The sequence below is a fragment of the Arthrobacter nitrophenolicus genome, from assembly GCF_000332815.1.
GTDB lineage: Bacteria > Actinomycetota > Actinomycetes > Actinomycetales > Micrococcaceae > Arthrobacter > Arthrobacter nitrophenolicus.
Map to the genome: position 1 here is coordinate 20,379 of NZ_AOFD01000012.1, position 13,956 is coordinate 34,334.

The 13,956-nt window shown below is 66.1% G+C and carries 9 protein-coding genes and 5 pseudogenes; 5 read left to right on the forward strand and 9 right to left on the reverse strand.

Annotation, left to right across the window (positions count from 1 at the left end):
• Positions 1-51: 51 nt before the first annotated feature.
• Together G205_RS06160 and G205_RS22570 are read left to right on the forward strand one after the other, a co-directional pair.
• Positions 52-837, forward strand: a complete 786-nt coding sequence (locus G205_RS06160; RefSeq protein WP_235046803.1) for an NAD(P)/FAD-dependent oxidoreductase — start codon at positions 52-54, stop codon at positions 835-837.
• Positions 824-1,042 (forward strand): hypothetical protein, encoded by a 219-nt coding sequence (locus G205_RS22570; RefSeq protein ID WP_235046804.1) that lies wholly within the window; start codon positions 824-826, stop codon positions 1,040-1,042. The genes G205_RS06160 and G205_RS22570 overlap by 14 nt, the downstream gene beginning before the upstream one ends.
• On the opposite strand, the gene G205_RS06165 is transcribed toward G205_RS22570, so the two are convergent.
• The 4 genes and pseudogenes from G205_RS06165 to G205_RS06180 form a co-directional block, all read right to left on the reverse strand.
• Positions 1,029-1,805: an enoyl-CoA hydratase gene (locus G205_RS06165; protein WP_009357218.1), complete on the reverse strand. Its 777-nt coding sequence runs from the start codon at positions 1,803-1,805 to the stop codon at positions 1,029-1,031. The two genes, G205_RS22570 and G205_RS06165, sit on opposite strands and share 14 nt — an antisense overlap.
• Positions 1,802-2,831, reverse strand: a pseudogene (mmsB, locus tag G205_RS06170) (3-hydroxyisobutyrate dehydrogenase). The gene G205_RS06165 and the pseudogene mmsB overlap by 4 nt, the downstream one beginning before the upstream one ends.
• Complete coding sequence (locus tag G205_RS06175; RefSeq protein WP_009357219.1) at positions 2,824-3,939, reverse strand: enoyl-CoA hydratase/isomerase family protein; 1,116 nt, start codon at positions 3,937-3,939, stop codon at positions 2,824-2,826. Before G205_RS06175 ends, mmsB begins: the two are co-directional and overlap by 8 nt.
• Positions 3,939-5,325 (reverse strand): annotated as a pseudogene (locus G205_RS06180) (CoA-acylating methylmalonate-semialdehyde dehydrogenase). The gene G205_RS06175 and the pseudogene G205_RS06180 overlap by 1 nt, the downstream one beginning before the upstream one ends.
• Positions 5,326-5,605: 280 nt before the next feature.
• Between G205_RS06180 and G205_RS06185 the strand changes: the two are divergent.
• Both G205_RS06185 and G205_RS06190 read left to right on the forward strand, forming a co-directional pair.
• Entirely contained in the window at positions 5,606-6,412 is an 807-nt protein-coding gene (locus G205_RS06185; RefSeq protein WP_009357220.1) for an exodeoxyribonuclease III, read from the forward strand.
• A 34-nt stretch (positions 6,413-6,446) separates the two neighbouring features.
• Positions 6,447-7,330 (forward strand): annotated as a pseudogene (locus G205_RS06190) (DUF8083 family protein).
• A gap of 46 nt (positions 7,331-7,376) precedes the next feature.
• Here the strand turns inward: G205_RS06190 and G205_RS06195 are convergent.
• From G205_RS06195 to G205_RS06215, 5 genes and pseudogenes are all read right to left on the reverse strand, one after another.
• Positions 7,377-8,429: a LacI family DNA-binding transcriptional regulator gene (locus G205_RS06195; protein ID WP_009357222.1), complete on the reverse strand. Its 1,053-nt coding sequence runs from the start codon at positions 8,427-8,429 to the stop codon at positions 7,377-7,379.
• A 127-nt stretch (positions 8,430-8,556) separates the two neighbouring features.
• The gene (locus G205_RS06200; RefSeq protein ID WP_009357223.1) at positions 8,557-8,805 is read right to left on the reverse strand and encodes a hypothetical protein; all 249 of its coding nucleotides are present in this window, start codon (positions 8,803-8,805) and stop codon (positions 8,557-8,559) included.
• Positions 8,802-9,697 (reverse strand): annotated as a pseudogene (locus tag G205_RS06205) (carbohydrate ABC transporter permease). Before G205_RS06205 ends, G205_RS06200 begins: the two are co-directional and overlap by 4 nt.
• Positions 9,694-10,731: a carbohydrate ABC transporter permease gene (locus G205_RS06210; protein WP_009357224.1), complete on the reverse strand. Its 1,038-nt coding sequence runs from the start codon at positions 10,729-10,731 to the stop codon at positions 9,694-9,696. The pseudogene G205_RS06205 and the gene G205_RS06210 overlap by 4 nt, the downstream one beginning before the upstream one ends.
• 3 nt (positions 10,732-10,734) lie before the next feature.
• Positions 10,735-12,024, reverse strand: coding sequence for an ABC transporter substrate-binding protein (locus tag G205_RS06215; protein WP_009357225.1), 1,290 nt, complete (start codon positions 12,022-12,024; stop codon positions 10,735-10,737).
• 140 nt (positions 12,025-12,164) lie between these two features.
• Here G205_RS06215 and G205_RS06220 point away from each other — a divergent pair.
• Positions 12,165-13,954 (forward strand): annotated as a pseudogene (locus G205_RS06220) (glycoside hydrolase family 13 protein).
• Positions 13,955-13,956 lie beyond the last annotated feature (2 nt).

Genomic DNA, 13,956 nt, shown 5'->3' on the forward strand with positions numbered 1-13,956 from the left:
TAACGGCAAAGTTGTTTGCGGAAACCGACGCCTTCGGCAGACCATGGACCCATGACTGAAAATGCCCCATCCAGCTCCCGTGGTCCCTTCTACGACGTCGTCATCGTCGGCGGCGGTGCCGCCGGCCTCAGTGCAGCCCAGATGCTGGGTCGAAGCCGCCGGTCCGTGGTGGTGGTGGACAGCGGTGATCCGCGGAACGCGCCGGCACAAGGTGTCCACGGCTTCCTCTCCCGTGACGGAATCAGCCCCGCAGCCCTGCTGGCCGCCGGACGGGCGGAGGTGGCGAGCTACGGCGGAGTGATCCTCCGCGGAGAGGCAACTGCCGCCACCGGCGACGTGCGGCAGGGCTTTGGGGTAACGCTCGACGACGGCAGTCGGCTCCGCGGCCGGCGGCTCCTCATTGCCACCGGCCTGGTGGACGAACTGCCGGACATTCCCGGCTTGCGGGAGCGGTGGGGCATGGACGTACTGCACTGCCCGTTCTGCCACGGCTGGGAGGTGCAGGACCAGGCGATCGGCATCCTGGGCAACGGGCCGTGGTCGGTTCACCAGGGACTGCTGTTCCGGCAATGGAGCAGCAACATCACCCTGTTCCTCAATGACCGCACCATTCCCTCGGAACCGGAGCTCGAACAACTGGCAGCGCGGGGCGTCAAGGTCGTCGCCGGCGCCGTGGAAACTTCGGGTGGAAGGCGACGCCCTGCGCGGAGTGGCACTGGCCGGGGGTCCCGAGGTTGCCCTGGACGCCCTGGTGGTGGGTGCGCGGACCTCCGCCCGCGTCCACGCCTTTGCCGGCCTTGGCCTGTCCCCGTCACCGCACCCCATGGGCATCGGTGACTACCTTGAAACGGATGCCGACGGCGCCACGGCGGTTCCCGGCGTCTGGGCCGCGGGCAACGTCACGGACATGAAGGCGCAGGTGCTGGCCTCTGCCGCATCAGCAGCGTGGACCGCCGTCGTCATCAACAACCACCTGATGGCGGAGGAAATGGAACGCGATCTCGCGGCCTACCGGGAGTCGCAGGCCCTTACCGGTGCTTGAAAGCCGGCTGGCGCTTCTCCGTGAATGCCGCCATGCCTTCCTTCTGGTCCTCCGTGGCAAAGAGGGAGTGGAAGAGCCGGCGCTCGAACAGGACGCCCTGTGCGAGCCCGGTTTCGAAGGCGGCGTTCACGGCCTCCTTGGCTGCCATGGCCACCGGCTTCGACTTTGACGCGATGACCTCGGCTGCTTTGAGGGCTTCCCCCACGACGTCCTCGGCGGGGACAACCCGGGACACCAGGCCGCTGCGTTCGGCCTCTTCGGCCCCGATGAACCTGCCCGTCAGGATCAGGTCCATGGCTTTGGCCTTGCCCACTGCGCGGGTCAGTCGCTGGGATCCGCCCATGCCGGGCAGCACCCCCAGGTTGATCTCGGGCTGGCCGAACTTGGCGTTGTCGCCGGCGATGATAAGGTCGCACATCATGGCCAGCTCACAGCCGCCGCCCAGGGCGAAACCGGAGACCGCGGCGATGGTGGGGATCCGCAGGCGGGTGAGGTCCTCCCACCCGCGGAACCAGTCGGCCGCGTACATGTCCATGTAGCCCTGCGCCGCCATCTCCTTGATGTCGGCGCCGGCGGCGAAGGCTTTGCCGGATCCGGTGATCACCACGGCGCCCACCCCGGGGTCCGAGTCCATCGCGGTGACCGCGGAGACCAGTTCCTCCATGGTGGCCTTGTTCAGCGCGTTCAGCGCCTGCGGCCGGTTGAGGGTGACCAGCCCCACCCGCCCCTGCTGCTCCACCAGGATGTTGTGGTACTCCGTCATTCAGGACTCCCGTCGTCGTGTGCTGTTGGCGCATTACCCGTTGCTGTACCCGCCGTTGTTGCGCCCGGCCCGGCGGCATCCGGTGGCGGAGCCGTTCCGTGCGCCGCCGGAGCCCCTGTGGCGGACTTTTCCCGGATGTCTGTGATGATCGCTGAGAAGTCGCGGCCGGCACCGCCTTCCGCGGCAAACGTATCGTAGATTTCCGCTGCAAGCTGCCCCATCCGCCCTGTCACGCCGGTGCTGTGCAGGGCGTTGACGGCAAGGTTGAGGTCCTTGGCCATCAGCGCACCGGCGAATCCGGGCTGGTAGTCGCGGTTGGCCGGGCTGGTGGGGACGGGGCCGGGGACGGGACAGTTGGTGGTCAAGGCCCAGCATTGGCCGGAGGCCGCCGATGCAACGTCGAACAGTGCCTGGTGGCTGAGGCCCAGCTTCTCCCCCAGGACGAAGGCCTCGCTGACTGCGATCATGGATACGCCAAGGATGAGGTTGTTGCAGACCTTGGCTGCCTGGCCGGCGCCATGGGCACCGCAGTGCACCACCCGCTTTCCCATCACCTCCAGCAGGGGCCGGACGGCCTCGAAGTCATCGTCCCCGGCGCCCACCATGAAGGTAAGTTCCCGCCTCGGCACCCACCACGCCGCCGGAAACGGGGGCGTCCACGGAGCGGTGTCCTGCCTCGATTGCCAGCCGGGCCGCCTCGCGTGCCTCGTCAACGTTGATGGTGGAGCAGTCCAGGAACATGGTGCCCGGCGCGGCTGCCGCCAGCAGGCCGGGCCCGCCGCCGGTCCCGCGGTAGGCATCGAGCACCTGCTGGCCGCTTTGGAACATGGTCAGCACCACGTCGGCACCGGCGAGTGCGTCGGCGGCGCCGGCTGCCACCGGAATCTGCCTGGACTGGGCTGCCTCGAGCGCGGCAGGCACGACGTCGTAGCCGGCCACGCTGTGCCCTGCCGTGACCAGGTTCGCGGCCATCGGAACGCCCATGTGTCCCAGGCCCAGGAACGCCACGGTGTACTTGTCAGGCATGGTCCGTCTCCTTTAACTGCCGGTCTGCCGCTGTAACCCTGTCCAACGCCGTACCAAGATCCAGTTCCCCGCCGTCCAGCGGCTGGAAGTAGCGGGCAACATGCTCCGGGCGCACCTCGCCGAGGGTGGGCGGCTGCCAGCGCGGCGTACGGTCCTTGTCCACCACCTGGGCGCGGATGCCCTCCCGGAAGTCAGCGCCGGCGAGGAAGCGCAGGCCCACGCGGTATTCCTCGGCGAGGGCCTCATCCAGGCTCAATCCGCGGGCACGGCGGAGCGATTCCAGCGTCACCTTGACCGACGTCGGCGATTTTGCCTCAATCGCCTCCGCGGCTTGCTGCGACTCCGCAGCGCCGCTGCCCTGCCAGGAGCGGAGCCTGCGGACGATATCCCCGGCGTCCGGTTCCGCGTAGCAGGCGTCAATCCACTCCCGCTGGGCCGCCAGGGCGGAGGGCGGGGCCTCCCCGGCACAGCGTCCGACGGCGGCTTCCGGGCTTTCGCTTTCGAGCGCCGCCACCAAGCCGGGCAACCGGGCGGACGGTACGTAATGGTCCGCGAGGCCCAGGTACAAGGCGTCCGGTCCGTCCAGGTGCGCTCCCGTCAGCGCCGCATGGGTTCCCGTCTCCCCCGGTGCACGGGCGAGCAGGAAGGTCCCGCCGACGTCGGGGGCAAAGCCAATGGTGGTTTCCGGCATCCCGGTCCTGGTCCGCTCGGTGACCACGCGGACGGAACCATGGGCGGAAATGCCCACCCCACCGCCGAGGACCAGGCCGTCCATGAGGGCCACGTACGGTTTGGGGTAGCGCGCTATCAGGGAGTTCATCCGGTACTCAGACTGCCAGAAGTCAGCAGTCCGGTGGCCGCCGTGCGGGATGTCCTCGTAGATGGCCACGATGTCCCCGCCCGCACAGAGGCCCCGCTCTCCGGCGCCCTGGACCAGGACGGTGGCCACGCCGTCGTCGTCCGCCCACGCGGTGAGCTGCTCCAGGATCATGCCCACCATGCCCGCGGTCAATGCGTTAACCGCCCGAGGCCTGTTCAGGGTAATCACCGCCAGCGCGCCCCGCCGTTCGAACAGCACCTCCGGCCCGTCCGTTGCACGTTGCGCCATCAGCTTCCTTCCGGCATGACGAAGCTGGATCCCTGCCTGATTCCGGAGGGCCAGCGCGTAGTGACGGTCTTGGTCTTGGTGTAGAACCGGAAGGCGTCCGCGCCGTGCTGGTTCAGGTCGCCGAAGCCGGACGCCTTCCAGCCGCCGAACGTGTAATAGGCCAGGGGCACCGGGATGGGGACATTGATGCCCACCATGCCGACGTCCACGCGGGTGGCGAAATCCCGGGCCGCGTCGCCGTCGCGGGTAAAGATGGCAACGCCGTTGCCGTACGGGTTGTCCGTGCAGAGCCGCAGTGCTTCCTCGTAGCCGGACGCCCGGACCACGCTGAGGACGGGCCCGAAAATCTCGTCGCGGTACACCGCCATGTCCGGGGTGACGTTGTCGAAGAGGGTGGGACCCACCCAGAAACCGTCCTCATAGCCTTCCACCGTGAACCCGCGGCCGTCGGCCAGGAGGGTGGCGCCGTCGTCCACGCCTGACCTGATGTAGCCCTCGATGCGTTCCTTCGCAGCGGCTGACACCACGGGCCCGAAGTCCGAATCCGGCGCATGCTGGAGCCGACCCGGAGGTCCTTGATCCGTTCCTGGAGTTTTTCCACCAGCCGGTCCGCGGTTTCCCTGCCTACCGGCACTGCCACGGAGATGGCCATGCACCGTTCGCCGGCGGAGCCGTAACCGGAGCCGATCAGGGCGTCCGCAGCCTGGTCCAGGTCCGCGTCCGGCATGACCACCATGTGGTTCTTGGCTCCGCCGAAGCACTGCGCCCGCTTCCCGTGCGCGGCCGCCGTCGCATAGATGTACTGGGCTATGGGGGTGGAACCAACAAAGCCGACCGCCTTGATCCGCGGGTCCTCGAGGATGGCGTCCACGGCTTCATTGTCCCCGTTGACCACGCTGAACACGCCGTCCGGCACGCCCGCCTCGCTGTAGAGTTCCGCGAGCCGGAGCGGTACCGAGGGGTCCCGCTCGGAAGGTTTGAGGATGAAGCGTTGCCAGCGGCCAGGGCGGGGCCGGACTTCCACAGGGGGATCATGGCCGGGAAGTTGAACGGCGTGATGCCGGCCACGACGCCGAGCGGCTGGCGGAGTGAATGGATGTCGATGCCGGCCCCGGCGTCAGTGGAGAATTCGCCCTTGACCAGGTGGGGAGCCCCGGCGGCGAACTCCACCACTTCCAGGCCGCGCTGGATGTCCCCCTTGGAGTCGGCAACGGTCTTGCCGTGCTCGGAGGACAGCAACCGCGCCAACTCGTCCATCTGCGAGTTCACCAGGTCGACGAACTTCAGGAGGATCCGTGCCCGCCGCTGGGGGTTCATGGCGGCCCAGGCTGGCTGTGCATGGGCGGCGGCTGCTATAGCCTCCTGCACCTCGTCGCGGCCGGCCAGCGGAACCCGGGCCTGGACGCGGCCCGTACAGGGGTCGAAGACGTCCCCGAACCGTCCGGACCTCCCCTCGGCATGCCGGCCTCCGACGTAATGGGACAGCTCGCGCACCATGGCTGATGCTCCTTCGCAGTGTTCCGGTTTGTGGCCCAGGTCATTTCTGGTTGCGAATATACTCGGACTTCCAACTAAGTTCCATCAGCCGGGCATCCGCTCCGCCGGCACTCCTGCAGGCCCCGTCCTGCTTTACCTGCTGCAGTGCTGCCACGGTAAGTTAGGAACTGTGAAGATAGCTACCTGGAATGTAAATTCGCTCCGTGCCCGCGCAGACCGCGTCGAAGCCTGGCTTCAGCGCAGCGACTGCGACGTCCTGGCCATCCAGGAGACCAAGTGCAAGGACGATAACTTCCCGTGGGAACTGTTTGAGCGGATGGGCTACGAGGTGGCCCACTTTGGTGTGAACCAGTGGAACGGCGTGGCCATCGCGTCCCGGGTAGGCCTGGAGGACGTCGAACGGACCTTCCTCGACCAGCCTTCCTTCGGCAAGGCCGGCAAGGATCCCGTACAGGAGGCCCGTGCCATGGCAGCCACGTGCGCCGGCATCCGGATCTGGAGCCTGTACGTTCCCAACGGCCGGTCGCTGGACGACGAGCACATGCCCTACAAGCTCAAATGGTTGGAAAGCCTCAAGACGCACGCGCAGGGGCTGGTGGCCGAGGACCCGAAGGCCCAGGTGGCGTTGATGGGCGACTGGAACATCGCACCCTTCGACGAGGACGTCTGGGACATCGACCTGTTCGTGAACAACCGGTACACCCACGTCAGCCCGCCCGAGCGTGCCGCTTTCCACGCCTTCGAATCAGCGGGCTTCACCGATGTGGTGCGCCCCTTCACTCCCGGCCCCGGCGTCTACACCTACTGGGACTACACCCAGCTGCGCTTCCCCAAACGCGAGGGCATGCGCATCGACTTTGTCCTCGCCTCCCCCGCACTGGCCAGCCGGGTTACCGGCGCCTCCATTGACCGCGAGGAACGCAAGGGCAAGGGCGCCTCGGACCACGCCCCCGTACTGGTGGAACTGGCGGATTGATGACAGCCACCTGGACCCAGACAAGGAGACCGCGATGACGGGAAACCTCTACCGGGGCCAGGCAGGCCTGCCTTTTCCTCCACGCTGCGGGTCTACGAGCCGCTGGACGCGTTCCCGGAAGAGCAGCGCGCCGCCATCCAGGCGGCGGGTGCACGCACAGCCTCGCGTGCCGCCGTCGAAAACGCCGAACTGCTCGCCTCGCTGGGGCGCATCACGCGTTCAGGCGGTGACCCGTTTCCCACCGGACGCACCGACCTGGTGCGGGTCACCACCGCCCCGGCGTCCCAGGGCGGAGCCGCCGACGACGGCGCTGACGCCGAGCCGGTGCTGCTGTACTGCCCCAGCCAGCTGGTCCTCCGTGCCGGCCTGGCAGCCAACGCGCTGATGGAGGGGATCCACGGCCCGCTCGCGGAACTGCTGATCCCCGAGGAACAGCGGGACAAGCACCAGGAACGGATCGACCAGGTCAAGGCCCGGGACGGCTCCATCAGGGTGCATACCCGGGCGTCAACCTGGGGGATCCCGTTCAGCTGGTTTTCGCTTTTCATGGAGTCTGACCACAAGGACGTGGTGGAGGCGGCCGGCCGCATCCTCACCGTCCGGGTCTGGGCTTCGATCACCGATGCCCTGGAACGGGCCCGCTACGCGGTTGCCAACCTGGCCCTGGCGGCCCCGGACCTGGACATGCTGGACGACCTCGCCCAGCTCACCGAGTGGCTCGAGCAGTTCCATGTGGAATCGATGGTGGAGCTGGACTACGGTGCCGTGGCGGACAAGGTGTATCCGGACGAATCCCCGATGGACATCCGACTGGGCATCGAATGCCTCGCGGAGGGCGACATGACCGGGGCTGCGGCGGCCTACCGGCGCCTGGCCTCGCGCTGGATCCCCATCCGGCAGCTGGCGCGCGCGTCCTGACGCCGCCCGCCCCTGCCGGGGTGGGCATGCCGCAGGTGCCGCAGTCCTACGACTGGGGCGGCGCCGTCGTCCTCCTGACAATCAGTTCATGGGGCGCTACGGCGGACTTCACGGCACCAACCTGCCCGTCCAGTTCGTCAAGGAGCATCTTGGTGGCCAGCTCGGCCTGTTCGTCGGGCCGCTGCCCCACGGTGGTCAGGCCCATGGCGTCGGCAAAATCGTGGTTGTCGATCCCCACGACCGACAGTTCCTCCGGTACGCGGACGCCGATGCGCTGGGCCTCGAAGATGACGCCCATGGCCATCTCGTCGGAGGCGCAGAAGATGGCGGTGGGTTTGGCACCTGGCCGTGCCCATAACCGGCGGAAAGCCTCCTGCCCGCTGCGGACCGTGAAGTCGCCCCATTCGTCCCACTCGGGACGGGTGGGCAGGCCGGCGGCCGTCATGACGTCCTTGAAGGCCAGGATCCGGACCCTCGGAACGTCGAAGTTCAGGTCCGTCTCGTCGTCACCGTGAAGCAGTGCGATATCGCGGTGGCCCAGGTCAATCAGGTGCCGCACGGCAGTGGAAGCTGCGGCGTAGTCGTCAATCCCGATGTAGGCGCATTCCTCGACGTGTCCGCCCACCACCACCAGCGGGATGTCGATCTTCTGAAGGTGGTCCAGCTCCTCATGCGTCAGTGCCATACAGAGGACCAGCAGGGCGTCAATCTGCTTGTAGACCATGGTCTTGCTGAAGAGCCGCTCACGGTTGCTGCCATGGCCGCCAAGGTTGAACAGGGAAAGGTTGTACTGCCGGGCATGGAGTTCCCGGTCAGCCCCTTCAATGGCCTTGGAAAAGAACCAGCGGCTGACGAACGGGGCCAGCACGCCGATGGTCTTGGTGCGGCCGGTAGCGAGCCCGGACGCGGAGGATGAGGCGACGTAGCCCAGGTTCCCGGCTACTTCAAGGATGCGTTCGCGGGTGGCGGGCGAAACGCGGGGCAGGCCACGGACGGCCCGGGAAACTGTGGCGGTGGAGACACCGGCGGCTGCCGCAACGTCCTCGATGCTGACTCCCGAGTGGCCGCCCCTTTGGGATCTTTCTGTTGTGCGTGCCACCGTGTCCCCTCAATAACTCCATGCAGCGTGAAGCTGCCGCTCGCCCTGCGCTGGCCCCCGAGCCTTCGTATTTTCGCACTCCCCGGCCACGCAGCGTTAAACCGTGACGGTCATGGCCTTCCCCCGGCTACCTGCGTTCGGGGAGCTTCCGGCGCAAACGGATCATGCCGTAGAGCGCCAGGAGTGTGGCCAGCAGCCCCAGGGCCCAGCCGAGCGCAGGCTGCGCAGTCACTTCCATCCAGACCGTGACCACCAGCAGGACCAGGGCCCAAAAGCCAAGGAATCCGATGATGATGTCAAAGTCCTCGCCGGACCGGACGCGCCTGCGGTCGCTTCCCGCCCCCGTGGAGCGGGAGCGGGAAGCATCGCGGGTCACTTGACTGCACCCGCAGTCAGGCCGGCCACGATCTTGCGCTGGAACACAAGCACCAGGATCACCAGCGGAATGGTGACGATGGTGCCCGCGGCCATGATCGCGGTGTACGGAATCTGGTTGGGCTGCGCGCCGGCAAAGCTGGCGATGGCAACCGTCACCGGTTTCGTGGCCTCATTGGAGAGCTGGCTGGCGATCAGGAACTCATTCCAGGAGGAGATGAAAGCAAGGATGGCGGTGGTGAAGATGGCCGGTGCGGCCAGCGGCATGATCACCTTCCGGAACGCCTGCCCCTGGGTGCAGCCATCGACGCGCGCTGATTCTTCAAGCTCCCACGGCATCTCGCGGAAGAAGGAGGTCAGCGTGTAGACCGTCAGCGGCAGGACGAAGGAGATGTTCGGGATGATCAGCGCCTGGTAGGTGCCCATCCAGCCGATGTTGGTGAACAGCTGGAACAGCGGGGTGATAAGGCAACGCCCGGGAACATGGACGCGCCCAGGATGAAGCCCAGCACCAGGTACTTGAACCGGAAGTTCAGGCGTGCAAGGGCGTACGCCGCGAACACGCCGATGATCAGCGAAACCACGGTGACGGTCACACCGATGATGATGCTGTTCAGCAGTGCTTGGCCGAACTTGTTGCCGAACGAGGTGTCGAACGCCGTGATGAAGTTGTCAAGCGTCACGTGCGTGGGCCAGGGCGTGGTGTCGTAGGTGAACCCGACTTCACGGAAGGCCGTTACGACCATCCAGTACGCCGGCGCAAGGCACCAGATCAGGATGACGGCAGCGCTGATGTAGGTCCGGACGCTCGCCCATTTTTCCCGGTTCTGCGAAGCCTTGCGGCCCTTGTCCTGCTGCGCCCGTAAATTGGCGGAAGCGGCTGTGGTTGTCATTTCTTCCCCTTACCGGTGGCTCCGCTTTGTTCCACAACATTCGCGCCAAGGAAGCGGACAAAGATGAACGCCACCAGGAAGATGATCAGGAACGTGATGGTGGAGAGCGCGGCCGCAGAGTTGAAGCCTTGCCTGATCTGGTTGATCACCAGGATGGACAGCGTGGTGGTGTTGTTCGCACCACCGGTCAGGATGTACGGAAGGTCGAACATCCTGAGGGCATCCAGGGTGCGGAACAGGATGGCAACCATCAGCGCCGGCTTCACCAGCGGCAAAGTGATCAGGCGGAAGCGCTGCCAAGCACTGGCACCGTCAACCTTTGATGCCTCGTAGACCTCTGCGGGGATCATTTGCAGGCCGGCAAGGATCAGGAGCGCCATGAACGGCGTGGTCTTCCAGGTATCGGCAATAATCACTGCCCACTTGGCCGGCCATTCGCTGCCGGTCCAGAGGATGGAGGCGTTGAACAGCTTGTTGATGATGCCGTTGAAGTCGAACATGAACAGCCACAGCTGGGCGGTGACGGCGGTGGGGATGGCCCACGGCACCAGCACGGCCGCACGGACCAGGCTGCGGCCCTTGAAGGTGCGTGCCATGATCATGGCCATCCAGAAACCGAGGACGGTTTCGAAGGCTACGGTGATCACCGTGAAGAGGAAGGTGGTGCCCGTGGCGGTCCAGAACTGGCCGCCCAGGGTGCCCGGCGGGCAGGCGACGGTGCCGCCGCCCGGTGCTGCACACTGCTGTCCAAGCCAGTTCACGTAGTTCTGGATACCGGCCGGTCCGCCTGCGGTGAAGAGGCCGGTGGCAGGGTCCAGTCCCGCGTCCTTCTGGAAGGACATCACGATGGCGCTGATGATCGGGTAAACGATCACGATGCCCAGGGCGATGATGGTGGGTGCCAGCAGCCAGGAGGCCCATTTGCCCTGGCTGAGGATGGCGTTGTCTTCGCCTACGCCCTTGGGACCGTGATGTACATCGGGCGCGCCCGACGCCGGCTTCTTGACCGGCGTCGGGCCCAATTCGGTTGCCATGATTTACTGCGATCCTGCGCCAGCGGACTCGATGGACTTCTGCATGTCGGACAGTGCGTCCTTGGCGGGCTTTTCACCCTTCAGGGCCGCGTAGGCATTCTCCTGGATTGCCTGGGTGACTGCAGGGTAGAACGGGGTGACCGGACGGGGCACAGCGTTCTCGATGGAGGTCTTCAGGACCGGCAGGTACGGAAGCTTGGCGACCAGTTCCTGGTCCTCGTACAGGGAGCCGAAGACAGGAGCCAGGGAACCCTGGGTTGCAAAGAACTTCTGCTGCTCTTCCTCGATCAGGAACTTCACGAAGTCCAGGGCCGTGGCCTTGTGGTCCGAGTAGACGCTGATGGCGGCGCTGTGGCCACCCAGGGACGAAGCGCCCGGGCCGTCCTTGCCGGGGAGGGCAGTCATTCCCAGCTTGTCCTTAACCTGGGAGGAGCCTTCGGTGGTGGCCAGGTTGTAGACGTAAGGCCAGTTGCGGAGGAACAGCAGCTTGCCTTCCTGGAAAGCGCGGCGGCTTTCCTCTTCCTGGTAGGTGATGGCCTCAGCAGGGATGTTCCCGTTCTTGAAGGCCTCGATCAGGTTGTTCAGGCCTTCCTCGGCCTCGGGGGTGTTCAGGTTCGGCTTGCCCTCGTCGTTAAGGACGGAACCGCCGGCTGAGTTGATGGCTTCGGAAGCATTGACCGTCAGGCCTTCATACTGCTTGAACTGGCCGGAGTAGCAGCCCATGTTGTTGGCCTCGGCGATGGAGCACATCTCCATCATTTCGTCCCAGGTCTTGGGCGGCTCGGGAACCAGGTCCTTGCGGTAGTAGAGGATGCCGCCGTCGGAGGAAACCGGGGCTGCATACAGGGTCCCCTTGTAGGAACCAGCCTCAACCGTGGGCTCAAGCATGCCCGTGGTTTCGATCGCCATCTTGTCCTTGAGCGGCTGCAGCCAGCCCTTTGCGGCGAATTCGGCAGTCCAGACGACGTCCACGCTTGCGACGTCATAGTCGGCATTCTTGGCCTGGAAGTTCTGCACCAGGTCATCGTGCTGCTGGTCAGCCTGGTCAGTCTGCTCCTTGAACGTGACTTTCTCGTCCGGGTGCGCAGCGTTCCACTTCTCGATCAGCGGACGGACCACGTTGCTGTTGTCTTTGCCCTGCACGTAGGTAATGGGACCCCGGCTGTCAAGGTTTGCCTCGGCGTCGCCGCCGCCACCGCCCGTGGTTCCGCCGCCACCGCCCGCACATGCGGACAGGGACAGGGCCAGGACGCCGGCAGTGGCGACCGGAAGAAGGAATCTAGGGGTTTTCATTAGCTTGAAGCTCCTCGCTGAGTGACAAGTAAGTCGACAGTGCGCTTGCTAGGTGAGGTTGATGTGGTGACTGTCACACTAGTAATGTTGCTGCGTGCAATGCAAGCGTTTACATCAAAAAGTTACCTAAGGGGAACCAAATGTCCAACCAGGCCGTTCCCGCTTCCGGCCAGGCCCGGCCGGAGTGGTGGGCAGACGCCGTCGTCTACCAGATCTACCGCGTTCCTTCGCTGACGGAAACGGGGACGGCATGGGTGACCTGCGCGGTGTGACGGAACGCCTGCCTTATCTCGAGAAGTTGGGAGTGGACGCCGTCTGGCTCTCCCCCTTCTATAAGTCGCCGCAGGCCGACGGCGGGTACGACGTTGCGGACTACCGTCAGGTGGACCCGCTCTTCGGGTCCCTCGACGACTTCGATGCAATGTTGCAGGATGCTCACAGCCGGGGCCTGAAGGTCATCGTGGACCTGGTTCCCAACCACACCTCCGATGAGCATGCCTGGTTTCAGGCTGCCCTCAGGGCTGCGCCCGGCTCCCCCGAACGGGACCGTTACATCTTCCGTCCCGGGAAGGACAGCGTGCCGGGGTCCGGGGACGGCAACCGGGCACCCAACAACTGGAAGTCGATCTTCGGCGGCCCGGCGTGGAGCCGGGTTGCGGGACCGGACGGTTCGCCCGGTGAATGGTACCTCCACCTGTTCGACACCAGGCAGCCCGACCTCAACTGGGAGAATCCCGAGGTCCACGAGGAGATGCGTTCCGTCCTCCGGTTCTGGCTGGACCGTGGCGTGGACGGTTTCAGGGTGGACGTTGCGCACGGCATGGTCAAGGAAAAGGGCCTTCCCGACTGGGACGGTGCGGCGTCCATGGTGGAAGGAACGCACAGCCTGGCGCTGCCGCCCGGTGACGCGCCGGGCGCACATACCGACGCCGAGGAACCGCACCGTGCCGTCTCCCCGGTCTACCCGCCGTCGCCCTTCTTCGACCAGGAGGGCGTGCACGACATCTACCGGAACTGGCACCGGGTGCTGGCGGAGTACGGCAGCGACCGGATGATGGTGGCCGAAGCCTGGGTGGAACCGGCGGAACGGCTGGCCCGCTACGTGCGGCCGGACGAGATGCAGCAGGCTTTCAATTTCGATTTCCTGCTCGCGGGCTGGGATGCGGAGCGGATGGCGGCCGCCATCGACGCGTCCCTGGCAGCGGCCTCCTCAGTGGGGGCACCGTGCACCTGGGTGCTGAGCAACCATGACACCGTGCGGCATCCCACCCGGTTCGGGCTTTCCGACCCGACGACATTTCCCAAGGGGCTGGCCGCGGATGATGAGCAGCCGGACTCCGCCCTGGGACTGGCCCGGGCCCGCGCCGCCACGCTGGTGTCCCTGGCGCTGCCGGGTTCTGCGTACTTGTACCAGGGCGAGGAACTGGGCCTTCCGGAACACGCCACTCTTCCGGCTGAAGCCCGGCAGGATCCCACCTTCTTCCGCACGAAGGGTGCCGAGATTGGCCGGGACGGCTGCCGGGTGCCGCTGCCCTGGGCCGCCGACCTGCCCGGTTACGGCTTCTCGTCCCGGCACAGCCAGGCACAGCCATGGCTGCCGCAGCCGGAGAGTTTCGGACCCCTTGCTGCAGACCAGCAGGAAGGAGAGGAGGGCTCCACCCTGGAGCTCTACAAAGCTGCCCTGGCCTTCCGCTCGGGGCGCAGGCTGGGCCTGGGCAGCCTGGAATGGGACGACCTCCATGCACCGGACGCCGGGGTGCTGGCGTTCCGCAACGGGGATGTCCTGGTCCTGGCGAACATGGGATTCGCGTCGGCTCCCATTCCCGCGGGATACAGGGTGGCTCTGGCCAGTGGACCTGTTCCCGCCGAAGAGCTGGCTGCGGTGCAGGAGGTACCGGTCGACTGTGCGGTCTACCTGGAGCGGGTATAGGG